General features: G+C 55.2%; 21 protein-coding genes. 17 read left to right on the top strand and 4 right to left on the bottom strand.

The window, feature by feature from the left end:
* Window positions 1–87: 87 nt before the first annotated feature.
* From hsdR to BJL95_RS22140, 4 genes are read right to left on the bottom strand one after another with little or no spacing between them, the layout of a single operon-like run.
* A complete protein-coding gene (gene hsdR / locus BJL95_RS22155; protein WP_071160765.1) occupies window positions 88–3,495 on the bottom strand; it encodes a type I restriction-modification system endonuclease in 3,408 nt (1,135 codons plus the stop codon).
* A gap of 32 nt (window positions 3,496–3,527) precedes the next feature.
* On the bottom strand, window positions 3,528–5,912 hold the full coding sequence (locus tag BJL95_RS22150) for a Lon protease family protein (RefSeq protein ID WP_071160764.1): 2,385 nt from the start codon (window positions 5,910–5,912) through the stop codon (window positions 3,528–3,530).
* 4 nt (window positions 5,913–5,916) lie between these two features.
* Window positions 5,917–6,525: a GTP cyclohydrolase II gene (ribA, locus tag BJL95_RS22145; protein WP_071160763.1), complete on the bottom strand. Its 609-nt coding sequence runs from the start codon at window positions 6,523–6,525 to the stop codon at window positions 5,917–5,919.
* Between the two features lie 58 nt (window positions 6,526–6,583).
* Window positions 6,584–6,832 carry a hypothetical protein gene (locus BJL95_RS22140; protein WP_071160845.1) on the bottom strand — a complete coding sequence of 83 codons (249 nt, stop codon included), beginning with the start codon at window positions 6,830–6,832 and terminating at the stop codon, window positions 6,584–6,586.
* Window positions 6,833–6,897: 65 nt separating this feature from the next.
* Between BJL95_RS22140 and mnmG the strand changes: the two genes are divergently transcribed.
* From mnmG to BJL95_RS22055, 17 genes are all read left to right on the top strand, one after another.
* Window positions 6,898–8,769, top strand: coding sequence for a tRNA uridine-5-carboxymethylaminomethyl(34) synthesis enzyme MnmG (gene mnmG / locus BJL95_RS22135; protein ID WP_071160762.1), 1,872 nt, complete (start codon window positions 6,898–6,900; stop codon window positions 8,767–8,769).
* A complete protein-coding gene (gene rsmG / locus BJL95_RS22130) occupies window positions 8,769–9,395 on the top strand; it encodes a 16S rRNA (guanine(527)-N(7))-methyltransferase RsmG (protein WP_071160761.1) in 627 nt (208 codons plus the stop codon). The genes mnmG and rsmG overlap by 1 nt, the downstream gene beginning before the upstream one ends.
* Complete coding sequence (locus tag BJL95_RS22125) at window positions 9,388–10,164, top strand: ParA family protein (RefSeq protein WP_071160760.1); 777 nt, start codon at window positions 9,388–9,390, stop codon at window positions 10,162–10,164. The genes rsmG and BJL95_RS22125 overlap by 8 nt, the downstream gene beginning before the upstream one ends.
* On the top strand, window positions 10,161–11,015 hold the full coding sequence (locus tag BJL95_RS22120; protein WP_071160759.1) for a ParB/RepB/Spo0J family partition protein: 855 nt from the start codon (window positions 10,161–10,163) through the stop codon (window positions 11,013–11,015). The genes BJL95_RS22125 and BJL95_RS22120 overlap by 4 nt, the downstream gene beginning before the upstream one ends.
* Window positions 11,016–11,388: 373 nt before the next feature.
* The gene (locus BJL95_RS22115; RefSeq protein ID WP_071160758.1) at window positions 11,389–11,757 is read left to right on the top strand and encodes an ATP synthase subunit I; all 369 of its coding nucleotides are present in this window, start codon (window positions 11,389–11,391) and stop codon (window positions 11,755–11,757) included.
* A gap of 16 nt (window positions 11,758–11,773) precedes the next feature.
* The gene (gene atpB / locus BJL95_RS22110) at window positions 11,774–12,541 is read left to right on the top strand and encodes a F0F1 ATP synthase subunit A (protein ID WP_071160757.1); all 768 of its coding nucleotides are present in this window, start codon (window positions 11,774–11,776) and stop codon (window positions 12,539–12,541) included.
* Window positions 12,542–12,583: 42 nt separating this feature from the next.
* Window positions 12,584–12,868 (top strand): F0F1 ATP synthase subunit C, encoded by a 285-nt coding sequence (gene atpE / locus BJL95_RS22105; RefSeq protein WP_064028301.1) that lies wholly within the window; start codon window positions 12,584–12,586, stop codon window positions 12,866–12,868.
* Between the two features lie 78 nt (window positions 12,869–12,946).
* Window positions 12,947–13,420 carry a F0F1 ATP synthase subunit B gene (locus tag BJL95_RS22100; protein WP_064028299.1) on the top strand — a complete coding sequence of 158 codons (474 nt, stop codon included), beginning with the start codon at window positions 12,947–12,949 and terminating at the stop codon, window positions 13,418–13,420.
* Between the two features lie 3 nt (window positions 13,421–13,423).
* Entirely contained in the window at window positions 13,424–13,954 is a 531-nt protein-coding gene (locus tag BJL95_RS22095; protein ID WP_064028297.1) for a F0F1 ATP synthase subunit delta, read from the top strand.
* A gap of 21 nt (window positions 13,955–13,975) precedes the next feature.
* Window positions 13,976–15,517, top strand: coding sequence for a F0F1 ATP synthase subunit alpha (gene atpA, locus BJL95_RS22090; protein WP_064028295.1), 1,542 nt, complete (start codon window positions 13,976–13,978; stop codon window positions 15,515–15,517).
* A gap of 11 nt (window positions 15,518–15,528) precedes the next feature.
* Window positions 15,529–16,392: a F0F1 ATP synthase subunit gamma gene (gene atpG, locus BJL95_RS22085; RefSeq protein ID WP_071160756.1), complete on the top strand. Its 864-nt coding sequence runs from the start codon at window positions 15,529–15,531 to the stop codon at window positions 16,390–16,392.
* Between the two features lie 45 nt (window positions 16,393–16,437).
* Entirely contained in the window at window positions 16,438–17,811 is a 1,374-nt protein-coding gene (gene atpD, locus BJL95_RS22080) for a F0F1 ATP synthase subunit beta (RefSeq protein WP_064028291.1), read from the top strand.
* A 22-nt stretch (window positions 17,812–17,833) separates the two neighbouring features.
* The gene (locus BJL95_RS22075) at window positions 17,834–18,256 is read left to right on the top strand and encodes a F0F1 ATP synthase subunit epsilon (RefSeq protein WP_064028288.1); all 423 of its coding nucleotides are present in this window, start codon (window positions 17,834–17,836) and stop codon (window positions 18,254–18,256) included.
* A gap of 71 nt (window positions 18,257–18,327) precedes the next feature.
* Complete coding sequence (gene glmU, locus BJL95_RS22070; RefSeq protein ID WP_071160755.1) at window positions 18,328–19,749, top strand: bifunctional UDP-N-acetylglucosamine diphosphorylase/glucosamine-1-phosphate N-acetyltransferase GlmU; 1,422 nt, start codon at window positions 18,328–18,330, stop codon at window positions 19,747–19,749.
* Window position 19,750: 1 nt separating this feature from the next.
* Window positions 19,751–21,586, top strand: coding sequence for a glutamine--fructose-6-phosphate transaminase (isomerizing) (gene glmS, locus BJL95_RS22065; RefSeq protein ID WP_071160754.1), 1,836 nt, complete (start codon window positions 19,751–19,753; stop codon window positions 21,584–21,586).
* Window positions 21,587–21,946: 360 nt separating this feature from the next.
* Window positions 21,947–23,149, top strand: a complete 1,203-nt coding sequence (locus BJL95_RS22060; protein WP_071160753.1) for an AAA family ATPase — start codon at window positions 21,947–21,949, stop codon at window positions 23,147–23,149.
* Entirely contained in the window at window positions 23,146–23,742 is a 597-nt protein-coding gene (locus BJL95_RS22055) for a DUF4276 family protein (protein WP_071160752.1), read from the top strand. Before BJL95_RS22060 ends, BJL95_RS22055 begins: the two co-directional genes overlap by 4 nt.
* Window positions 23,743–23,911: the final 169 nt, after the last annotated feature.

Raw genomic sequence — 23,911 nt, 5'->3', positions numbered from 1 at the left:
GCGCAGCGCCATCCACCAGAGGGCTGGATTCGGCGGATGACGCTACGCTTATCTGCCCTACGTTTAATTGCTAGTCTCGTAGAAAACTCATTGCAATAGCGCTCGATTAAAACGCTCCAACACCTCGGCCACCGGCTGCTCGAACAATTTGTCGGCGCGTTTGATGCCGCCCTGATGCTTAAAGATGCCCTGGTTGAGTGCAGCTTCATCGACGATGGTGGTGGCTTTCATTTGCTGGGCGATCAGTTGCAGCCACTCACGTTGCGGGGTTTTCCAAGGTTGGCTGTTCAGGATTTTTTCCAACGCTTGATCAACCCGTTGTTCCCACGGAATCAAGGCTTCACCGAGCGCGGCCTGACGGATAAAGCCGATGATGCGGGCGGCGGTTTCTTCCTGTTTCACATCGCGCCAGGCGGCTTGCAGGTCTTGCTCGCGGAAACGGTTGCGGTCTAATTCCACGGCCAGTTCTTTCAGGCTTTGCCGACTCAAGCCCCAGGGTTTGTTGATGACGGTCTGGATAGCCGCTAAGCGGTTGCTGTTGGCGTTGATGAAGTCTTTAAAGGCATTCAGGTAGTCTTGCGGTTTTTGGCCTTCGCCGTAACCGGTGGTAGTTTTGGTGACATGGTCGTCGCCCTCATGAATCACCACGGGTGGCATGAAGCCGCCGTTGCCGGTGATTTTAGCGTCCAGTAATTCCCCCAGGCCAGGGTGCCGTGTAAACCATTGCGCCACCTGTTGCAACGGCATGGTTTTCAGTTGCTTGGCGAATTCGGCGGGCGACTGGCCGACGATGGTTTCGAATTGGTCGGCTTGCTCGTCGGTCAGGAACTGTTTTTTGACCTGCAATTTGGCAATGAATTGCTTTCTGGCCAAGTCTTGCAAATCGGGCGCGGTGGTTTGGCCCATTTCCGCTTCCAGATCGCTGAAACGAATGTCGACGTTGGTCACCACCGGCTTCATGGTGCTGACTTTTTCCAGTTGTTTGTAGATGTCCACCGCGTCGTAAATCCGAAACGGGCCTTTGCCAATTTCCGGGCACAAGCGGGTGGCGCGCCCCAGCATTTGCTCGAACAAAATGCGGCTGTTGACTCGGCGTAAAAACACCAGATTGCAGATTTTCGGCACATCGACGCCGGTGGTGAGTAAGTCGACGGTGACGGCGATGTTAGGCAGGCGGTCGTTTTTGTAGCTGCGGATTTTGTCCAAGGGCTTGTCGCTGGCGCCGGTGATTTTTTGTACGGCGTCGTCTTCCACTTCGCCGTGGTAGTTTTCGATGGCGGTTTTGAAGGCTTCCACCACGTCGTCGGCGTGTTTGTCGGTGACGCAGAACACCAGGGTTTTGGCCGGTGAATAAGGATTGATCGCATCGCTTTCGATCAGCCATTGCGTGACGACTTTGGTGAACTCCGGGGCGATGACTTTGCGGTTGAAGTCGGCAACCTCGAAGTTGAGTTCGTCCGGGGTGTTGTAGGTTTCGACGCTGTTGTTTTCGGCGTCGTAGACCTTCACTTCTTCATTGATGGCGTATTTGATGCCTTGTTCCGCGAGCTTGGTATGAATGCGGATTGGCGGCAGGTGGTCGTTCAAATAGCCGTCCAACACCGCTTCGGTGTAGCTGTAGGTGAAGGCCGGCGGTCCGAAAATTTCGGTAGTGTGCAACGCCGGAGTGGCGGTGAGGCCGATTTTGAAGGCGTCGAAGTATTCAATGGCCGCGCGGTATTTGGATTGGTAATCCTGCTGGTCGCGGAACAGAATTTCGGTGTCGCTGAGTGTTCGGTCGAGCAAGTAGCCACGGTGGCATTCGTCGACGATGATGCAGTCGTACTGGCCAACACCGGGTTTATTGTCGTTATCGCCGGGATAAAGAATGCGCTGCACCAAGCCTTGCACGGTGGCGACATGCACCTTGGTGTCATCGTTGGGATTGGGTTTGACGGGCTTGTTGGGCTCCATGCCCATCACATCGAAAGTATCGGCAAAGGTGTTGAGGTGTTCCAGGCGGACTTCGCTGAAGTCGCCGGTGGTTTGTATGCCCAGCGCGGCACGGTCGACCAGAAACAGTACGCGGCGAAAACGTTCGGATTTGAGTAAGCGATAGATCAAGGCAATGGCGGTTTTAGTTTTACCTGTGCCGGTGGCCATGGCGATTAACGCCGACTCTTTGCCCTGTTTAATGCTGTTTTCGACGGCTTTAATAGCGTTAACTTGGTAGTCGCGCAGTTTCAGGTGGTAATCAAACGCCATGTCGTCCAACTCGGCTTCCGCCTGCTGAGGCGTTTGCCGGAGATAGATTTTGATTTCCTGTGGCGTGTACCAACCCTTCAACACTTTGCGGCGGTTGCTGTTGTCGCGCACATCCAGAAACCAGATGCCGCTTTCCTGTTGCAGTTGTTGCAAATAAGGGCGGCCATTGGTGGCGAAGGTCAAAGGTACTTTGAATTCGCCGTAGCGGGTTTCGATAGTGAATGCGCCTTGGGTCTGCAAGCCTTTGGCGTAGCGCTTAGCCTGGCCGATGTCGTCGTAGACATTTTTGGCGGACTTTTTGGCTTCTACCACGGCAACCGGGGTTAAGCCGATAAACAGCACATAGTCGGCGGGGCCGGAATCGGTTGGCCATTCGGCAATGGCGCGGTTAGCGTTGGGTATCGGCCGAGCGCCTTTGGAAAACCTGAGATTGACGGTATCGGCTTCCCAGCCCGCTTCGATCAGTTGCTGATCGATCAATACCCGGGTTTCGGCTTCGTTAAGTTGTAATGTGGATTTTTCGACGCGGCGGATTTGCTCGGCTTGCTGCGGCTTTTCCAGTTGAGCAAAGTGTTCCAAGTATTTGATATTGGCCGCGTCCATTTTGGCGCGGTATTCCGCCAGTTTAGTCTCGTGTTCGGTGGCGATTTGTTCCCAGACTTTGCTTTCGCTGGCCATTTGCTCGGCGCGCTGCTGCTCGGCGGCGGCTTTTTGGACTTCGATGGCTTTTTGTTGTTCGGCGAGTGTTAAGCGGTCTTCTGCGAATTTGCTTTGTTTTTGCAATTCAAGCAAGGCTTGTTCGAGCTGGCGAACTTTTTCAGAAGGGTCTTGCGGCTTTAGGAAAGGCTCTAGCTTGAAGCCTTTGGCTTTGTCGCCACCGAATTGCACATGAAACCAGGCGCTGAGTGCATGGCCAATCTGCAAGGCCTTGAGCGCATCGCGGTGAGAAGACGAGGTGATGTCGTGGGTTGCGGGGTTCCCTAACTTTCTCAAGGAGTGGAAGGCATCTTTGACCTGCTTGTCTAGCTTGAGGGTGTAATCCAGCTCTTTTAACAGATCGACCTGTTTAATCTCGCTGCCGGATTCCACTCCTACGCGAGAGGCGATGGTTTTAGCCAGTTCCTCGCCCAGTTGACGCATCTTGATAAGCGTGGTGTTCGGATCGGGGACGAAACAGGCCTCGGCGGTTTGTGCCAGACGCACTAGCAACTCGTCGTGGTACTTTAGAAAGTCAAAATTACTCAGCTCCATTTTCAACTTTCCCTTTGTATGTAGCCCATGCGCTAACCGGTTTCGGTTTCCTTGTCGTCGTCGGAGGCCAGATCGGAAATTTCCTTCAAGCGGGCCACGGCCTTGAAATTCACGCTGCCTTCCGGATATTGCCCTGTTTCGTTCATCGCGCCGGCGTCTTGGCCGGTTAACAGACTGAGTGCTTCGTCGGCCTTGGATACCGCGTAAATTTCGAACAGGCCTTTTTCCACCGCGTCGATGACGTCCTGTTTCAACATCAAATGGCGTTTATTGGAGGTTGGTATGATCACGCCCTGGGTACCGGTCAGGCCGCGCGCCTGGCACAGCGCGAAGAAACCTTCGATTTTTTCGTTGACGCCGCCGATGGCCTGCACTTCCCCGTATTGATTGATCGAGCCGGTCATCGCCAAATCTTGTCGGATCGGGGTGCGGGTCAGCGCGGAGATCAAGCAGCACAACTCGGCCAGCGAGGCGCTGTCGCCGTCGATGTGGCCGTAGGATTGTTCCATCGCGATGCTGGCCGAGATCGCCAGCGGAAATTGTTGGGCGTAACAATGGCCCAGATAGCCGGTCAAGATCATCACGCCCTTGGAATGGATGGGCTGGCCGAGTTCGACTTCGCGTTCGATGTCGACGATGCCGCGCGAGCCGGGATGTACCGTCGCGGTGATTCGGGCCGGCGCGCCGAAGCTGCTGCCGCCGATGTCCATTACGGTCAGGCCGTTCACCTTGCCGATGGCTTGGCCGTCGGTATCGATCAAAATCGTGCCGTCCAGCATTTCCTCGAGTATCGCCTCGGCGATACGGCCGTTGCGCTGCTCGCGGGCGCTCAGCGCCAGTTCGATTTCCGGTTTGCCGATGTCGTCGGCGCCGGATTGTCCGGCGAGTAAATTGGCCTCGGCGATGATTTCCAGGCATTGATTGACGTGGGCCGACAAGCGGCCTTGGTCCTCCGCCAAGCGGCAACTGTGTTCGATTAGCCGCAGCAAGGCCTGGTCGGTCAAGGCCTTGGCGCCGGAGTCGGCGGCGTGGCGGACCAGCAGTTGCACGAACTGGCCGACGTTGTCGGGCGTGCGTTTGATGTGGTCGTCGAAATCGGCCAGCACCCGGAACATCTCGTTGAATTCGCTATCCAGCTCTTCCAGCAGGTAGTAGATGTCGCGATCGCCGACCAGAACGACCTTGACGTTGAGCGGAATCACTTCCGGTTTTAACGTGATGGTGTTGATGCCCAATTCCGAGTACGGCGATTCGATTTCGATTTTGCCCGCTTTCAGCGCCCGTTTCAGGCCTTCCCAGACAAAGGGGTAGGTCAACACTTTTTCGGCGTCGAGGATCAGATAGCCGCCGTTGGCGCGGTGCAGCGAACCGGGACAGATGCGTCGATAGTTGGTGACTAATGTGCCTTGGTCGCTGACGTACTCGATGCGGCCGAACAGATTTTGGTAAATCGGATGCGGTTCGTAAATTACCGGCGCGCCGACGCCGTCGTGTTTGCAATCGACCAGAATATTCGGCAGATATTGCTCGATCAGGATTTGGCGTTTGCTGACGAATTCGCGGCCTTCGCCGCTGCGGCTGGGCATCAGTAGGTCGCCGATGGTCAGGCTCAGGTTTTTCTCGACTTCGGCCAGATAGGTGATGACGTCGTCGACGTTCTGATAGGTGCCTGTCAATTCGGCCAACAGCGGCTCCAAGGCCAGCTTGATGGTGTCGTTGTCGAGCTGGCGCATTTCCTCGACCAGCGCCCGCCGCCACTGCGGCAGCTCCAGCAACACTTCGCTCAGATATTCTTCCAGTTCCTCGGTGTGTTGATGGAAGGCGTCGCGCTCTGCTTGCGGCAGCAGTGTGAATTGTTCCTCGTCCAGCGCTTTGTTGTTTTGGATCGGCAAAAAGGTGATGGCGTCGTTGTCGCGGTACAGCGCGACATCCATCTCGCGGGCCTTTTTGTCGACCAGATCGATCGCGCTGTTATAGCGTTGGCTGAAACGGCGCTCGATCGCGGTTTTTTTTTGCTGGTAACTGGGACTTTCGAACGAGGCCGGAAAGGTGGCCAGGACGCCGTCTATCAATTTTTCGATGTCCTTGGCGAAGTTATGGCCTTCGCCGGACGGTAGCTCGATGGCGACCGGTTCGCGCGGGTTGTCGAAATTCTCGACATAGGCGTAGGACAGCGGCGATTCCTGGCGTTCGGCCTGTTCGCCGAGATATTGACTGACCATCGACAGTCGGCCGGTGCCGGGTTCGCCCATCACGAAAATATTGTAGCCCGGCGCCTTCATCGCGATGCCGAAGGCCAGCGCCGACTGGGCGCGTTGTTGGCCGAGGATGCCGGACGCCGGGTGTGGGGGCGTTGGGTGCGGCAGGTCTAACGTCAGCTTCAGCGCGGACGCGGGTAGTTTCAGATGGTCCAGCATAGATTTATTCGCTGTCGGGCATGTTCAGCATGTGGCGCATGCGTTCAGCCTTGGTTTTCAGATAATCGACGTTGTCGTCGTGAACCCGGGTTTCGATGGCGATCCGGTCGTGAACCTTTACGCCCAGTTTGGTCAGTTCGTCGATTTTTTGCGGATTGTTGGTGATCAAATTGATCGAGCGTACCTGTAAGGCGCTGAGAATCAGCGCGGCGATGTCGTATTGCCGCTCGTCGGCCAGATGTCCCAGTTTGATATTAGCATCGACGGTGTCCAGCCCCTGATCCTGCAAATTGTAAGCTTGCAGCTTTTTCAGCAGGCCGATGCCGCGGCCTTCCTGGCGCAGGTAAATCAACACGCCGCAGCCGGCCTGCTCGATCAAGCCCAGCGCCATGTCCAGTTGCGCGCCGCAGTCGCAACGCCGCGAACCTAATACGTCGCCGGTGAAGCATTCGGAGTGTATGCGTACCGGTACGTTGTCCTTGCCGGCGACCTCGCCCTTGACGAAGGCGACGTGTTCCTTGTCGTCCAGACTGTTGCTGTAGTAGTGCAGGATGAATTCGCCGTGTTTGGTGGGAATTCGGGTTTGAACTTTGTCTTCTATGCTTGCTTTCACTGCGTGGGAAATCCTCAAAGTACGGCCAGGGGGCGGCCGGAATCGTCTCGATGGGCGGTTAGCGTAGTCTGGTGGAACCGACCGGCCCGAGGCGGGTCGGAACACGCTGGCTTAGTTCGGCTAAGCCCTTTGCCATCGGCTCGGCCGAAACGATGGCAAAGGGCTCCTGCCCGCGGTGTTTGCCTTTGCGTTGGTAGGCGCGTTTATCGGCGAAAATTTGGTGTTTGTTGTAACGGTGGGCGAATTTCGCGACCGGGTTATGGGTGGGCGGTTCATGCAAACCCTTGCCCTGCTTTTGTTTTTTCATGCTTTTTTCTCCGTAAGCCATTAAAATAGCGTGTTATTTTAACCCTATTCGAGCGTGAATTGCCTGTGAAATTCCAGAAAGACTTTGATGTGATCGTGGTCGGCGGCGGCCATGCCGGCACCGAGGCGGCGCTGGCGGCGGCTCGCACCGGCGCGCAAACCCTGCTGTTGACCCAAAACATCGAAACCTTGGGGCAAATGAGCTGCAATCCAGCCATCGGCGGCATCGGCAAGGGCCATTTGGTGAAAGAGGTCGATGCGCTTGGCGGCGTCATGGCCAAAGCCATCGATAAAGGCGGCATCCAGTTTCGGATTCTGAACGCCAGCAAGGGTCCGGCGGTGCGCGCGACCCGCGCGCAGGCGGATCGGATGCTGTATAAACAGGCGGTGCGTTCCGCGTTGGAAAATCAGCCGAATCTGGCCTTGTTTCAGCAAACCGTTTCGGACTTGATCGTGCAGGGCGACCGGGTGACCGGCGTTAAAACCCAGATGGGCTTGGAATTTAGCGCCAAAGCCGTGGTGTTGACCGCCGGTACCTTTCTGGCCGGCCGCATCCACATCGGGCTGGAAAATTATAGTGGCGGCCGCGCCGGCGATGCGGCTTCGATCGATTTGGCGCAGCGCCTGCGCGAACTCCCGTTTCGCATCGGTCGCTTGAAAACCGGTACGCCGGCCCGGATCGACGGCCGGACCATCGACTACGGCAAATTGCAAGAGCAGCACGGCGACACGCCGCTGCCGGTATTTTCGTTCATGGGCAGCCGCGAACAGCATCCAAGGCAAATCTGCTGTCATATCACCCGCACCAACCAGCAAACCCACGACATTATCCGCTCCGGTCTGGATAGATCGCCGATGTATTCCGGCATCATCGAAGGCGTCGGCCCGCGTTATTGCCCGTCGATAGAAGATAAGGTGGTGCGCTTTGCCGAGCGCGATTCGCACCAGATTTTCGTCGAGCCGGAAGGTTTGAATACCAACGAAGTCTATCCGAACGGCATTTCGACCAGTTTGCCGTTCGATATCCAATACCGTTTTATCCGCACCATGCTGGGTTTCGAAAACGCCGAAATCGTCAGGCCTGGCTATGCGATCGAATACGATTTCTTCGACCCGCGCGATTTGAAAACCTCGCTGGAAACCAAGCATATGAATGCGCTGTTCTTCGCCGGCCAGATCAACGGCACCACCGGCTACGAAGAAGCCGCCGCTCAAGGTTTGATCGCCGGCTTGAACGCGGCAAGATTGGCGAAAGGTTTGGAAAGTTGGTGCCCCGGCCGCGAGGAAGCCTACATCGGCGTGATGATCGACGATTTGATCACTCGCGGCACCGCCGAACCCTACCGGATGTTCACCAGTCGCGCCGAATACCGCCTGCAGCTGCGCGAGGACAACGCCGATTTGCGCTTGACCGAACAAGGCCGGGAGCTGGGCTTGGTGGACGACGCCCGCTGGCAACGCTTTGAAGAAAAGCGCGAAGCCATCGCCAATCTGCAAGGCAAACTGGCGAAGAAATGGATACGCGCGGAAAGCGACGAGGCCGCGCTGGCCGAGCAGATCTGGGGCAAAAAACTGGTCAAGGAAGCCAGTCTGATGGAGATGCTGCGCCGGCCGGAAGTGGACGTCGACAATTTATTGCAGCATTTCAGCGACGAAGGCGACATCGACGAACAAGTCGCCGAGCAAGTGGCGATCCAGGCCAAATACGCCGGCTACATCGACCGCCAACAAACCGAGATCAACCGAACTCAGCGCTACGAGCATTTGAAGCTACCGGAAAACGTCGATTACAGTCTGGTATCTGGACTGTCCAACGAAGTCAGCGAGAAGCTGAAAAAACAAAGGCCGGAAACCCTGGGCCAGGCGTCGCGGATTCCCGGCATCACCCCGGCGGCAATTTCGCTGTTATTGGTGCATCTTAAAAAGAAAAGCGCCTGATGGATGCTTGCCGGGAAAAACTGCTGCAAGGCTTGACGGCCTTGGCTTTGCCGACCAGCGACAGTGAGATCGACGCACTGCTGCGCTTCATCCAACTGATGGTTAAGTGGAACAAGGCTTATAATCTGACCGCCGTGCGCGATCCGTTGGAGATGGTCAGTCTGCATTTGCTCGACAGTTTGGCGATTCTGCCGCATTTGAAACCGACCCGAATCGCCGACATCGGTACTGGTGCCGGTTTGCCGGGTATTCCTCTGGCGATTTGCCGGCCGGATTGCCGTTTTACGCTGGTTGACTCCAATTCCAAGAAAACTCGTTTCGTGCGACAGGCCGCGCTGGAACTAAAGCTGGGCAATGTCGACGTCGTGCATGCGCGAGTCGAACAATGGGCGCCGGATGCCGGATTCGATGCGGTGTTGACTCGCGCTTTCGCTTCGTTGCCCGACATCGTCGCGCTGACCGGCCATTTACTGGCCGAAGACGGTATCCTGCTGGCGATGAAGGGCCAAAATCCGCGCGACGAACTGGCGGGAATCGACGCCGAAACTCAACTGATACCGCTGACGGTGCCCGGCATAGACGCCGAGCGTTGTCTGATTCGGGTACAAGGACTCAAGCATGGCTAAGATTATCGCGATTACCAATCAAAAGGGCGGAGTCGGCAAAACCACGACCAGCGTCAATCTGGCGGCGGCCTTGGCCGCCACCAAGCGTAAGGTGTTATTGATCGACCTCGATCCGCAAGGCAACGCGGCGATGGGCTGCGGCGTGAACAAGGATGAGCTGGAATATTCCAGTTGCGAATTGCTGCTGGAAGAGGTGCCAGTCTCCGGTATCATTCTGAAAAACAAAGAATTGGGTTTTGACCTGATTCCCGGCAACGCCGATCTGACCGCCGCCGAAGTCAAATTAATGGGTGCCCAGCACCGCGAGCGGCGGCTGGCCGACGCCTTGTTGCCGGTCAAGGAGCAATACGATTACATTCTGATCGACTGCCCGCCGTCCTTGAACATGTTGACGCTGAACGCCATGGTGGCCGCCCATAGCGTACTGATTCCGATGCAGTGCGAGTATTACTCGCTCGAAGGCTTGTCGTCGCTGATGTCCACGTTGCGTAATATCCGCGACAGCGTCAACCCCGGCCTGCATCTGGAAGGCATCCTGCGCACCATGGTCGACAATCGCAGTCGCCTCGGCAAGGATGTGTCCGACCAATTGATCGAGTATTTCGGTGACAAGGTGTTCAGGACCACGATACCCCGAAACATTCGGCTGGCCGAAGCGCCGAGTCACGGCGTACCGGTGCTGACCTACGATAAGGCTTCGCGCGGCGCGGTGGCCTATATCGCGTTGGCCGGCGAACTGATACGAAAACACAAGGCTGCCAAATCATGATGCAAAAAAAACGCGGTTTAGGCCGGGGATTGAGCGAGCTGCTTGGCGACGTGGTATCGCCACCGGCCAGCGCCGAGAAGCCGCAAGACGTGCAAAAACTCCCCATCGAATTTCTGCAGCGCGGCAAATACCAGCCGCGCCGAGACATGGACCCGGAAAAACTGAAGGAACTGTCGGATTCGATTGCCGCGCAGGGCATCATTCAGCCGATCGTCGTGCGCAAGACCGACGGCGAAAAATACGAGATTATTGCCGGCGAGCGTCGTTGGCGCGCCGCTCAGTTGGCGGAACTCGCCGAGGTGCCGGTCATCGTCAAGGACATCGATGATCGCTCGGTGATGGCAGTGGCTTTGATCGAGAACATCCAGCGCGAGGATTTGAATGCGCTGGAAGAAGCCGAGGCCTTGCATCGTTTGCTCGACGAATTCGAATTGACGCATCAGCAGATCGCCGAATCGGTCGGCAAATCTCGGACCACGGTGACCAATTTGCTGCGTTTGCTGGACCTCGCCGGTGAGGTCAAAACCATGCTGGCGCGCGGCCGGTTGGAAATGGGTCATGCCAGGGCGCTGCTGGGCTTGGATGAAGCCGAGCAAGTCGAAATCGCCAATAAGGCCGTCAAACAACATCTGACCGTGCGCGCCGTCGAGAAATTAGTCAGGGAGTTGCACGGCGAAAAGCCGGCCGTCGCCAAGAAGGCCGACCCCGACACGTTGCGATTGCAACGCGAGTTGTCCGAACGCACTGGTGCCAAGGTCGAGATCAACCATCAAAGCAATGGCAAGGGCAAGCTGGTGATCAATTACAGTAGTTTGGAAGAGCTGGAGGGGATTATCGGCCGGATAGGCTAACAACGAGCTCTATCGGACCGATTCGAGAGCCGCGCGGGCAGCGTGGGGGATCGTCTTGGCGGTCCAGGAGTGGGTCTGAGAGGATTGGTTGTCTTCATTCGGCGAATGTCTTGGACGAGAAGCTTTCAGTGTCGGGCTTACGCCATCGGGCTGGTGAAATTGTAGGGTTCGCAACAAGGAATGCGTTGGAATGGTCAGGAAAACCGGCTTAGTTGTGCTGGCATGACAGTTGCTTATACTCCGAAAACCTAAAATCACAGATGATTGTTGTGGTTTCTGGGGGCCGGTTGGAGCGGGGCTTCCCAAGCCCTTACCTTGCTTTAGCGGGTAGGGCTGGATATAATCCCTCGGCTTAAAAGAAAAGGGGAAACGGATGGCAGTTGGAAATGCGTTTTCTACTGTCGGAAAAGTCTTGCTTGGACAGGTCCTGATGGCCACATTGGTGGCATCGGGATTTTTATTGATGGGCGCTTGGAAATCCGCGCTGTCGGCTTTGCTGGGCGGTCTGGTGGCATTGATACCGAATCTGTATTTTGCCTACCGGCTGCATCTCGTCAGACATGCCGGCGCCAGAAAAGTTGTGAATGCCTTTTATTCGGGTGAAACGATCAAATTGGCTTTGACAGCGGCGCTGTTCATCTTGGCGTTACAGATTCCCGTCATCGATTTTTTGATGCTGCTGTTGGGTTACATTGCAGTATTATCGGTATTTTGGTTTGCGCTGCTGACGTGGCGTATTTAGATTTTTGCGAGGAAAAATGGCTAGTGAAGGTGGCGCGACGGGTTATATAGTCCATCACTTGACTCCGCTGTCGGTTGGCGAGGGTTTTTGGGCTCTACATCTGGATACTCTGTTTTTTTCGGCCGTATTGGGTGGTTTATTTCTGGGCTTTTTTAAGACCGTCGTCGGCAAGGCAACCACCGGAGTGCCGGGCTTGGCGCAGAATTTCGCCGAGCTGTTGATCGAGTTCGTCGATACCCAGGTGAAGGACACGTTTCACGGCCGTAGCAAATTGATTGCTCCACTGGCGTTGACGATTTTCTGTTGGGTATTCCTGTGGAATGCCATGGACATGTTGCCAGTCGATTTGTTGCCAATGTTGGGCGGCTGGATGGGAATCCCCTATTTGCGCGTGGTACCGAGTACCGATTTGAACGGGACTTTCGCGTTGTCGCTGAGCGTATTCGTGCTGATCTTCTTCTATAGCATCAAGATCAAGGGTGTATGGGGCTTTATCAAGGAATTCACGCTGACGCCTTTCCATCATCCGGTCATGATTCCGTTCAACCTGATCCTGAAAACCGTGGAAGAGCTGGCCAAGCCGATTTCTCTGGGTTTGCGGTTGTTCGGTAACTTGTATGCCGGCGAATTGATCTTTATTCTGATCGCGTTGCTGCCGCCGGCGATACAGCCGATCTTGGGTTTTCCTTGGGCGATATTTCACATTCTGGTTATCACGCTGCAAGCCTTCATCTTCATGGTCCTGACTATCGTTTATTTGAGTCTGGCCCACGAAGACCACTAATTCATTCACTTTATAACTACTTACCTTTTATTAGGAGACACTATGGAAATCGCATCATTAATTGCCAATGTTCAAGCCTCTACCGCAATCGCAGTGGGCATTATCCTCGGCTTGGCCGCCATTGGCACCGCGATTGGTTTCGGTCTGTTGGGCGGTAAATTCCTGGAAGCCGCCGCTCGCCAACCTGAATTGGTGCCGATGCTGCAAGGCAAAATGTTTTTGATCGCCGGTCTGTTGGACGCGGTAGCGATGATCGGTGTGGGTCTGGCGTTGATGTTGGCGTTTGCAAACCCGTTCCTGGCGGCCGTTCAAGCGGTTGCTGGCTAATTGCAAGATTGTCGATCGGGGTTACGGCATAGCCTTACCTCAATAATCAATCGGGCAACGGTATAACGAGGAACATTCATGAGTATCAATCTAACCCTAATCGGGCAGATGATTACCTTCGCGCTTCTGGTGTGGTTCACCGAGAAGTACGTCTGGTCATACCTATTGGGCGTTTTGGAAGAGCGCAGAAAAAAGATCGCCGAAGGATTGGCGGCGGCCGAGAGAGGCCAAGAAGAAATCAAATTGGCCGAGAAAAAAGCCAAATCCATCTTGAAGGAAGCCAAGGAGCAATCTTCCGAGATTGTCGGTGCCGCTCAAAAGCGTGCCAACCTGTTAGTCGAGGATGCCAAGGACCAAGCCAAAAAAGAAGGCGAACGGTTATTGGAAGCGGCCAAGGCCCAAATCGAGCAAGAATTGCTGCAAGCCAGGGAAAGTCTGCGTAAGGAAGTTTCCTCGTTGGCGTTGCGCGCGGCCGAACAGATATTGAAAGAAGAAATCGACAAGGCCAAGCATCAGGATATTCTCAGCAAAGCAGCGGACCAATTGGGTTAGGCCATGGCTGAGTTAGCGACACTAGCAAGACCTTATGCCGAAGCTGTGTTCAAGCGTGCCAAGGAGGGCGACGCTGTCGCCGCATGGTCCGATTCGTTGGCTTTTTTGTCTTTGGCGCTGCGGGAACCGGCCCTGTCCGACATTTTGAATAACCCTAGAGTGGGTAAACAGAACATTACGAACTTGGTTTTCGACATTTGCGGAGACCATGTTCTGGATGAAGCGAAAAATCTGATCAAGATACTGATAGACAACGACAAGCTGTCGCTGTTGCCGCAAATTGCGACAATGTTCGAACAGCACAAAGCCGACGACGAAGGCTATGTCAATGTCGACTTGTACAGTGCATACGCGTTGAGCAAGGCCGAGCAAGGCAAATATGTCGCCATGCTTGAAAAAGTCTTGAACAAAAAAGTCAACGCTGCCGTTTCTGTCGATAAATCGTTAATTGGGGGCATACTCGCCAGAGCCGGCGATAAAGTCATCGACGGTTCCGTCAGAGGCCAGCTTCATCAATTAGCCAAAAGACTTTAAGAGTTAGAGCGGGAAAATAACATGCAATTAAATCCATCAGAAATCAGTGATCTGATCAAGAAGAAGATCGAAAATTTCGACGCCCACCTCGAAGCCCATACGGAAGGTACCGTGGTCAGTGTGACCGACGGTATCGTTAGGGTTCACGGATTGTCGGAAGTAATGCAGGGCGAAATGCTGGAGTTTCCCGGCGGCTCTTATGGCATGGCATTGAACTTGGAACGCGATTCGGTCGGTGTGGTCATGTTGGGCGGTTATCAAGACATCACCGAAGGCGACACCGTCAAATGCACCGGCCGGATTTTGGAAGTGCCGGTTGGGGACGCGCTGTTGGGTCGCGTGGTCGACGCGTTGGGTAATCCGATCGACGGCAAGGGTCCGATCGATACCGCCTTGAGCTCGCCGATCGAAAAAATCGCTCCGGGCGTTATTGCCCGTCAATCGGTTGATCAACCGGTCCAAATCGGCTTGAAAGCGATCGACTCGATGATTCCGGTCGGCCGCGGCCAACGGGAGCTGATCATCGGTGACCGTCAAACCGGTAAGACAGCAATTGCCGTCGACGCGATCATCAATCAAAAAGGTACCGGTATTAAATGCATCTACGTTGCGATCGGGCAAAAACGCTCGTCTATCGCCAACGTGGTACGTAAATTGGAAGAACACGGCGCGATGGATCACACCATTATCGTCGTGGCGTCAGCCTCGGAATCCGCCGCGCTACAATTCATCGCGCCGTACACCGGCTGCTCGATGGGCGAATACTTCCGCGATAAAGGCGAAGACGCGCTGATCATTTACGACGACTTGACCAAGCAAGCTTGGGCCTACCGTCAAATCTCCCTGTTGCTGCGCCGTCCGCCAGGACGCGAAGCTTACCCTGGCGACGTATTCTACATTCACTCGCGCCTGTTGGAGCGCGCGGCCCGCATCAATGCGGCTGAAGTCGAGAAGCTAACCGGCGGCAAGGTACAAGGCAAAACCGGTTCGTTGACCGCTCTGCCGATCATCGAAACCCAAGGCGGCGACGTTTCAGCCTTCGTTCCAACCAACGTGATTTCGATCACCGACGGCCAGATCTTCCTGGAGACCGGTCTGTTCAACTCAGGTATTCGTCCGGCGGTCAACGCCGGTCTGTCGGTATCGCGGGTTGGCGGCGCGGCGCAAACCAAGATCATCAAAAAACTGGGTGGCGGTATTCGTCTGGACTTGGCGCAGTTCCGCGAGTTGGCGGCTTTCGCCCAGTTCGCATCCGATTTGGACGAAAGCACCCGCAAGCAAATCGAGCGCGGCCAACGCGTCACCGAGTTGATGAAGCAAAACCAATACGCGCCGATGTCGGTTGCCGAAATGGGTGTTTCGTTATACGCGGCGAACTCCGGTTTCCTGGATAGCTTGGAAGTCAAGCAGGTCCGTGCGTTCGAAGCCGCGCTGCTGGATTTCATGCGCAACGAAGAGTCCGCGCTGATGGCTAAAATCAACGAGAAAGGCGACTACAACGACGAAATTCAAAAAGGCATTCACAGCGCCATCGAGCGTTTCGTCAAGACCGGTAGCTGGTAAAGGGTCCGCACATGGCTGTTGGCAAAGAGATACGTACCAAGATCGCGAGTATCAAAAATACTCAGAAGATCACCCGAGCCATGGAAATGGTGGCGGCGAGCAAGATGCGGAAAACCAAGGACCGCATGCAAGCAACCCGGCCTTACGCAAAAAAAATAGGTCAGATCATTCGGCATCTGGCCTATGCCAATCCGGAATATAAACATCCGTTCCTGATCGAACGCGAGGTTAAGCGGGTAGGCATTATCGTGGTCAGTTCCGACCGCGGCTTGTGCGGCGGTTTGAACGCCAACCTGTTCAGGAAGATCTTGGTCGAAATGCAGCAATGGCGCGCTAACGGCATCGAAGTCGATGTGTGCGCGATCGGCGGCAAGGCGGCCGTGTTTTTCAACCTGCTGAATGCCAACCTGATCGGTCAAGCAACCAAGCTCGGCGATACGCCGCACCAAACCGACATCATCGGGACGGTGAAAATCATGCTGGATGCCTACGAAGCCGGCCGGATCGACCAAGTGTTTCTGATCAGCAACGATTTCGTTAACACGATGACGCAGAAACCGGTGCTGCAACAACTGCTGCCGGTGCAAGTCGGCGAGTTGGAACCGGCTTTGTCCGGCCATTGGGATTATTTGTACGAGCCCAATGCCAAGGACGTTCTGGACAGTTTGCTGATTCGTTACGTCGAATCCACGGTGTTTCAAGGTTTGGTGGAAAACAACGCTTGCGAGCAGGCCGCCCGGATGGTGGCGATGAAGAGTGCTTCCGACAATGCCGGAAACATCATCAAGGAATTGCAACTGGTTTACAACAAAGCCAGACAGGCCGCCATCACCCAGGAAATTTCCGAGATCGTTGCCGGTGCATCCGCCGTTTAGGCCTTTCAAGACAAGTTTAGATAGATTTTTAAAGAGGACGACATAATGAGTTTGGGTAAAATCGTTCAGATCATCGGAGCGGTCGTCGACGTGGAATTTCCGCGCGAAAACCTGCCGAAAGTATACGACGCGTTGAATGTTGACGGCGGTCTGGTTCTGGAAGTCCAGCAACAATTGGGCGACGGCGTGGTTCGCACGATTGCGATGGGTTCTACCGACGGTCTGAAACGCGGCGCCGGCGTCAGCAACACCGGTGAAGCGATCAAGGTACCGGTCGGCCAAGCCACGCTGGGCCGTATCATGAACGTCCTCGGCGACGCCATCGACGAAAAAGGGCCTATCGGCGAGAAAGAAAAATGGGTTATCCACCGCGACGCGCCCTCTTACGCCGATCAAGCGCCAGCCAATGAGTTGCTGGAAACCGGCATCAAGGTGATCGACTTGGTTTGCCCGTTCGCCAAAGGCGGTAAAGTCGGCCTGTTCGGCGGCGCGGGCGTAGGCAAGACCGTGAACATGATGGAATTGATCCGTAACATCGCGATCGAGCACAGCGGTTATTCGGTATTTGCCGGCGTTGGTGAGCGGACCCGCGAAGGTAACGACTTCTATCACGAAATGACCGATTCCAACGTTATCGACAAAGTATCGTTGGTTTACGGACAGATGAACGAGCCGCCGGGAAACCGTTTGCGCGTTGCGTTGACCGGTCTGACCATGGCGGAGTTTTTCCGTGATGAAGGCCGTGACGTGTTGTTCTTCGTCGATAACATTTATCGTTATACCCTAGCCGGTACCGAAGTATCGGCGTTGTTGGGCCGTATGCCTTCCGCGGTAGGTTACCAGCCGACCCTGGCGGAGGAAATGGGTGTTCTGCAAGAACGGATTACCTCGACCAAAACTGGTTCTATCACGTCTATCCAAGCGGTTTACGTACCGGCCGACGACTTGACCGATCCGTCGCCAGCCACTACTTTCGCTCACTTGGACGCGACCGTGGTATTGTCCCGTCAAATTGCCGAGTTGGGTATTTACCCGGCGATCGATCCGTTGGATTCCACCAGCCGTCAGTTGGACCCGCTGGTGATCGGTCAAGAACATTACGAAACCGCCCGAACCGTGCAAGGTATCTTGCAACGCTATAAAGAGTTGCGCGATATCATCGCCATCTTGGGCATGGACGAATTGTCCGAAGAAGATAAGCTGACGGTGGCTCGCGCGCGTAAAGTGCAACGCTTCTTGTCGCAACCGTTCTTCGTGGCCGAGGTATTTACCGGTTCGCCCGGCAAATACGTGTCCTTGAAAGACACCATCGCCGGCTTCAAAGGCATTATCAGCGGCGAGTACGACAGCTTGCCCGAACAAGCTTTTTATATGGTGGGAACAATCGACGAAGCCATCGAAAAAGCCAAAAACATGTAACTCGGCATAGGAGGGTTCGATCATGGTAATGACCATCCATGTTGACATAGTCAGCGCCGAGCAGGAAATCTATTCCGGTTTGGCGGAAATGTTGTTCGCGCCGGCCGAAATGGGCGATGTCGGTATCGCGGCGCGGCACGCACCGCTGATCACTAAATTGAAACCCGGCGAAGTCAGGGTCAAGATCAGCGACAAGGAGCAGCACGCGTTTTACATTACCGGCGGCTTCCTGGAAGTGCAGCCGCATGTCGCCACGGTATTGGCCGACACCGCGATTAGGGCCAAGGACATTGACGAAGCCGCCGCCTTGCAAGCCAAGGCCAAAGCCGAGGAAATGCTGTCCGACAAGAGCGGTAAAATCGACTACGCCCTCGCGCAGGCCGAATTGGCCGACGCGGTCATGAAGCTACGGACTCTGGATAGATTAAGAAAACGTGGCGCGTAAGCTCGGAATCGCGTAAAAATACAGCCCGATGGCGCTAGACGTCATCGGGCTTTTTTGTTTTAGGAATCACGATGTCGATAAAAACCATAATACTCGCCGCCGGCCAAGGTACGCGGATGCGTTCGGCTCGGCCCAAAGTGCTACATGAAATCGCCAACCGGGCATTGCTGGAGCACGTATACCAAACTAGCCGCGGGCTAGAGGACAATCAAATCTTTATCGTCTACGGCCACGGTGGCGAGGCGGTTAAACAAACCCTGAGTGCGTTGGACGCCACCTGGATAGAGCAAAAGCAGCAGCTTGGCACCGGTCACGCGGTACAGCAAGCCATCGATCATGTCGAAGACGGCGATACCGTCTTGATCCTATACGGCGACGTACCGCTGCTGAAAACCCAAACCATACAAACCCTGTTGCGCAAAGCCAGTCTGACTTCATTGGCGTTGCTGACCGTGACTTTGGACGATCCTACCGGCTACGGCCGCATCGTCCGCGACAAGGATCATGCGGTCATCAAGATCGTCGAACAAAAAGACGCCAACGAGGCAGAGGCGCAAATCAACGAAGGCAATACCGGCATCCTGGCTTGCAAGGGCAGCCAGCTCAAGCAGTGGCTGGCACGGCTGTCCAACAACAACGCCCAGAACGAATACTATCTGACCGACATTATCGAAATGGCGGTAGACGACGGTTTGACGATAGAAACCAGTCAGGCCGCCAGTGCCGACGAAGTGCTGGGTGTCAATAATCGCGCGCAATTGGCCCATTTGGAAAGGGTTTACCAACGCGAACAAGCCCAGGCGCTGATGGAGAAAGGCGTGACCTTGCGGGATCCGGCCCGCCTAGACGTGCGCGGCGTTTTCGCCGAGCTTGGTCAAGACATCGACATCGACATCAACGTGATCTTCGAAGGCGTGAACCGCATTGCCTCCAACGTCAAGATCGGCGCAAATTGCATCATCAAGAACGCCACTATCGGCGAAGGCGTGGAAATTCTGCCTAATAGCGTCATTGAGGACGCCGGAATCGGCGCCGGCAGCCGGATCGGCCCGTTCGCCCGTCTGCGACCGCAAACCCGCTTGGCCGAGCAGGTCCACATCGGCAATTTCGTCGAAATCAAGAAAGCCGACGTCGGCGCCGGCAGCAAGATTAACCATTTGAGCTATATTGGCGACAGCGAAATCGGCAGCAAGGTCAACGTCGGCGCCGGCACCATTACCTGTAATTACGACGGGGTGAATAAATTCAAAACCGTCATCGAAGACGGCGCCTTCATCGGCTCCGACTCGCAATTGGTGGCACCGGTCAGAGTCGGCAAAAACGCCACGATAGGCGCGGGTTCGACGATTACCAAGGACACCCCCGCCGAGCAATTGACCCTAAGCCGCGTCAAGCAAGTCAGTATCGCCGGATGGCAAAGACCGGTTAAACAAGCGGGCCCTGAAACAGACAGTGCTCCGCACTCCCAACAAAGCAGTCGGCCGGAGAAATAATATGTGCGGCATAGTCGCGGGCGTTGCCCAACGCAACGTGGTTCCGATTTTGATTGAAGGTTTAAAGCGTCTGGAGTACCGGGGTTATGATTCGGCCGGACTGGCCGTCATCAACGGTGGCGAAATCTTCCGCAAGCGCGAATTGGGCAAGGTCAAGGGCCTGGAAGCGCTAATCGCCGCCGACCCGATCGAAGGCCGCATCGGCATCGCCCACACCCGCTGGGCCACCCACGGCAAGCCGAGTACCCGCAACGCCCACCCGCACGTCAGCAAGGATAGAGTAGCGGTGGTGCATAACGGCATCATCGAAAATCACGACCACCTGCGCGCCGCGTTGCAGGAAAACGGCTACGTCTTCACTTCCGAGACCGATACCGAAGTCATCGTCCACAAGGTCGCCGAAGAACTGAAAGAAACCCAAAGCCTGCTGGACGCGGTTACCAAAACCGTCAAAAGCCTGCGCGGCGCGTATGCGCTGGGCGTGATCGACTGCGAGCAACCGGACGTGCTGGTCGCCTGCCGCAAAGGCAGCCCATTGGTGATCGGCATCGGCATCGGCGAATACTTCATCGCCTCCGACATCGCCGCCTTACTGCCGGTCACTCAGCGCTTCATCTTTCTGGAAGACGGCGACGTGGCCGAATTGACCATCAACGGCGTCACCATCTTCGACGAAGCCGGCCGCCGCGTGGTCCGCCCGGTCATCGAAAGCCAACTCAAGGCCGACTCGGTCGACAAAGGCAAATATCGCCACTACATGCTCAAGGAAATCTACGAGCAAGCTTGGGCGGTTTCCGAAACCCTGGAAGGCCGCTTTATCGACAACCGCTTGCAGGACAACGCCTTCGGCCACAACGCCGCCGACGTGTTCGACCAAATCAAATCGGTGCTGATCCTGGCCTGCGGGACCAGTTACCATTCCGGCTTGGTTGCCCGCTACTGGTTCGAAAAATACGCCCGCGTGCCCTGCGCTATCGAAATCGCCAGCGAATTCCGCTACCGCAACCCGGTGGTGGCGCCGGATACCTTGGTCGTGACCATTTCCCAGTCCGGCGAAACCGCCGACACGCTGGCCGCTTTGCAGGAAGCTAAAAAGCTCGGCGTCAAGCACTCGCTGGTGATCTGCAACGCGCCGGAAAGCTCGCTGGTGCGCGAATCCGAATTGGTGTTGATGACCCGCGCCGGCCCGGAAATCGGCGTCGCTTCGACCAAGGCCTTCACCACCCAGTTGGTGGCCTTGTTGATGCTGATTATCGCGGTCGGCCGCCGCTTCGAACTCAGTGCCGAGAAAGAGGAACACATCGTCTCGCAACTGTTCGCCCTGCCCGGCAACATCGAAAAAGTGCTGAAGCTGGACAATGCCATCGAACTGCTGTCGCAGCGCTTCGCCGACAAGCACAATGCCTTGTTCCTCGGTCGCGGCACCCATTACCCGATCGCGATGGAAGGCGCCTTGAAGTTGAAGGAGATTTCCTACATCCATGCCGAGGCCTATCCGGCCGGCGAATTGAAGCACGGCCCGCTGGCCTTGATCGACGCCGAAATGCCGGTGGTCACGGTCGCGCCCAACAACAACCTGCTGGAAAAGCTGAAATCCAACATCCAGGAAGTCAGCGCTCGCGGCGGGCAGTTGATCGTGTTCATGGACGAGGACTTGGCCGAAAGCGACGCCGCCGACGAGAACGTACAAATCGTCAAAATGCCCAGCGTCGCCAACGCCATCTCGCCGATCATCTACACGATACCGCTGCAACTGCTGTCCTACCACGTCGCCGTACTCAAAGGCACCGACGTCGATCAGCCCAGAAACCTGGCCAAGTCGGTGACGGTGGAATAGCGGCGATTTAGACGGAACGGATTCCGAGGGGTTGCGATTGTAAGTTAAGGGCTTGTCGAATCAATGTTTGGCAAGCCCTTTGCATTTATTCTCGGCCTGTTATTTATGTGCAGACTCGTAATCGTGTGTGTTTATGAGATCAAGTGAAGCTTGATGCACATCCAATTCCCGTCCGTATAATAATTTCCAAGGACAAGAAAGAACAATTTAGTTGTTATTCGAATAAGTGTTGAGATTAGATTGCGCATTTCAGGTCGAAATCAACGTTACTCCAATTGTGCGGCAACCAAAAGCTATATGCGTAATGACGGAATTGTTTGACCGCTGTTGTTGTATATCCACTCTAGAGAGCCTAGCCCCATGGCCCATGCCCATATCACTCGCGTCGTATTACGGAACTACAAAAGCATCGGTTATTGCAACGTAAAATTGGACCAGCTGACTTATTTGGTTGGGGCAAACGGTTCCGGTAAAAGCAATTTCCTCGACGCCTTACACTTGGTGCGAGATGCCTTAACCAGTTCGTTGGACAACGCCTTAAACGAACGCGGCGGCCTGTCGGAAGTGCGCAGATATTCGAGCGGCCACCCAAACCATTTCGGCATTCGTCTGGAATTCTCGCTTGCTAACGGGCAAAAAGGACATTATGCATTCAATGTTGGCGCGCTTTCCGGCCAAGGCTACAAAGTGCAGACCGAGGAATGCGTATTGGAAAGTATCGGTAGAGGCCCGTTTTTCCAGATCGATAAAGGTAAACTGCGCAACACTAGCGAGTCGACGTTCCCCTCTGTGACCTCCGACCGCTTGGCCTTGGTCGCCGCTTCCGGCTTGACCGAATTTCGTCCGGTTTTCGATTTGCTCTCCACCATGGGATTTTACAATTTGAATCCCAAGCTAATGCGCGAGCTGCAAAAACCGCAAGAGGGCAGGTTATTAAAGCCGGTTGGAGAAAACATCGCTAGTGTCATAGGTCATTTAGAAAGAGTTTCTCCGGAACGCATGACCATCATCCAGGACTATTTGCAAACCGTCGTACCTATGGTTCATGGCGTGGAGCGTAAGTCCATTGGCCCGATGGAGACTTTGGAATTTCGGCAGGACATGGCCGGCGCTAAGCATCCCTGGCGTTTCCTGGCGCAAAACATGTCGGACGGCACGTTAAGGGCACTGGGAATATTGGCTGCGCTATTTCAGGGTAACCGGGATTATGCCCCCACCTTGATTGGTATCGAAGAGCCGGAAACGGCTTTGCATCCGGCGGCAAGTTCGGCTTTGCGAGAAGCGCTGAATCGGGCGTCGCAAGAAACTCAGATCATTGTTACCAGCCATAGTCCAGACCTGCTCGACGATTTGCAGTTAAGCGCCGATTCATTATTGTCGGTGGTTTCCGAAAAAGGCGAAACCCGGATAGGTCCCATCGACGGAGCCTCTCGGCAAATGATTCGAGACTCGCTGTTCTCTGCCGGCGAATTGCTGCGCCTCAATCAACTGGTTCCCGACCGCAAACAACTGGAATTGGAAGAACAAAAGCAAGCTGATTTATTTGGAGATAGTCGGCCGTGATCAATGTAACCACGATTGTGGAAGGCGATGGCGAAGTCATTGCTTTACCCATTCTGTTACGGCGACTCAACCAGTGGTTAACCCCGGACATATACGTCAATGTGGGGTATCCGATTCGAGTTCGTCGCGACCGCTTTTTAAACAGAGAGGACGAATTTCGCCGCCACTTAAGTCTTGCCGCTAACAAATGCGGGGACGAGGGCTGGATATTGATTCTTTTCGACGCGGATGATGACTGCCCCGCAGAACTGGGCCAAGAGATTTTACACCGCGCTGAAAGTATCGTCCCGCACCGGAAAATTTCCGTGGTGTTGGCAAACAGAGAGTACGAGGCCTGGTTTATCGCAGCCGCCGAATCGCTGCAGGGATATCGAGGCTTTACTTATGATTCGGCAAAGCTTGTCGATCCTGAACAGCCGCGCGATGCCAAGGGGTGGATTAAGGCTTGCATGACCAACCGTTCGTATGGCGAAACTACCGATCAACCGGCATTTTCCGCGCAAATAGACTTGCAGCTAGCGTTTGACCGTAGTCGCTCGTTTAGAAAGCTTTGTAGCGAATGGAGCAAACGGGCGCAGGCTGCTAGCGGGTAGCTTGTCTTCAGTAGATCGTCAATTTCAGATTCAGCAAGGGCCAACCTCCTCGTTCCGCTAACTCTTTATCGACGCACAAGACACGCCCCGATTGCAATCCTATACACTACCAGCCGGTTATCCATTCGATAGCGGTTACTAAAGCTGAAGCGCGGTGATTGGCAAATGT

This window comes from Methylomonas sp. LWB, from assembly GCF_001856095.1.
Taxonomy (GTDB): Bacteria; Pseudomonadota; Gammaproteobacteria; order Methylococcales; family Methylomonadaceae; genus Methylomonas; species Methylomonas koyamae_A.
Note: the sequence above shows the minus strand (reverse complement) of the source record. Positions and strands in the feature narration are given on the sequence as shown.

Bases quoted from the DNA above. Each gene is read 5' to 3' on its own strand.
- hsdR (WP_071160765.1), bottom strand. From the start codon at position 3,495: ATGGAGCTGAGTAATTTTGACTTTCTAAAGTACCACGACGAGTTGCTA.
- BJL95_RS22150 (WP_071160764.1), bottom strand. From the start codon at position 5,912: ATGCTGGACCATCTGAAACTACCCGCGTCCGCGCTGAAGCTGACGTTA.
- BJL95_RS22140 (WP_071160845.1), bottom strand. From the start codon at position 6,832: ATGAAAAAACAAAAGCAGGGCAAGGGTTTGCATGAACCGCCCACCCAT.
- rsmG (WP_071160761.1), top strand. From the start codon at position 8,769: ATGGATGCTTGCCGGGAAAAACTGCTGCAAGGCTTGACGGCCTTGGCT.
- BJL95_RS22125 (WP_071160760.1), top strand. From the start codon at position 9,388: ATGGCTAAGATTATCGCGATTACCAATCAAAAGGGCGGAGTCGGCAAA.
- BJL95_RS22120 (WP_071160759.1), top strand. From the start codon at position 10,161: ATGATGCAAAAAAAACGCGGTTTAGGCCGGGGATTGAGCGAGCTGCTT.
- BJL95_RS22115 (WP_071160758.1), top strand. From the start codon at position 11,389: ATGGCAGTTGGAAATGCGTTTTCTACTGTCGGAAAAGTCTTGCTTGGA.
- atpB (WP_071160757.1), top strand. From the start codon at position 11,774: ATGGCTAGTGAAGGTGGCGCGACGGGTTATATAGTCCATCACTTGACT.
- atpE (WP_064028301.1), top strand. From the start codon at position 12,584: ATGGAAATCGCATCATTAATTGCCAATGTTCAAGCCTCTACCGCAATC.
- BJL95_RS22100 (WP_064028299.1), top strand. From the start codon at position 12,947: ATGAGTATCAATCTAACCCTAATCGGGCAGATGATTACCTTCGCGCTT.
- BJL95_RS22095 (WP_064028297.1), top strand. From the start codon at position 13,424: ATGGCTGAGTTAGCGACACTAGCAAGACCTTATGCCGAAGCTGTGTTC.
- atpA (WP_064028295.1), top strand. From the start codon at position 13,976: ATGCAATTAAATCCATCAGAAATCAGTGATCTGATCAAGAAGAAGATC.
- atpG (WP_071160756.1), top strand. From the start codon at position 15,529: ATGGCTGTTGGCAAAGAGATACGTACCAAGATCGCGAGTATCAAAAAT.
- atpD (WP_064028291.1), top strand. From the start codon at position 16,438: ATGAGTTTGGGTAAAATCGTTCAGATCATCGGAGCGGTCGTCGACGTG.
- BJL95_RS22075 (WP_064028288.1), top strand. From the start codon at position 17,834: ATGGTAATGACCATCCATGTTGACATAGTCAGCGCCGAGCAGGAAATC.
- glmU (WP_071160755.1), top strand. From the start codon at position 18,328: ATGTCGATAAAAACCATAATACTCGCCGCCGGCCAAGGTACGCGGATG.
- glmS (WP_071160754.1), top strand. From the start codon at position 19,751: ATGTGCGGCATAGTCGCGGGCGTTGCCCAACGCAACGTGGTTCCGATT.
- BJL95_RS22060 (WP_071160753.1), top strand. From the start codon at position 21,947: ATGGCCCATGCCCATATCACTCGCGTCGTATTACGGAACTACAAAAGC.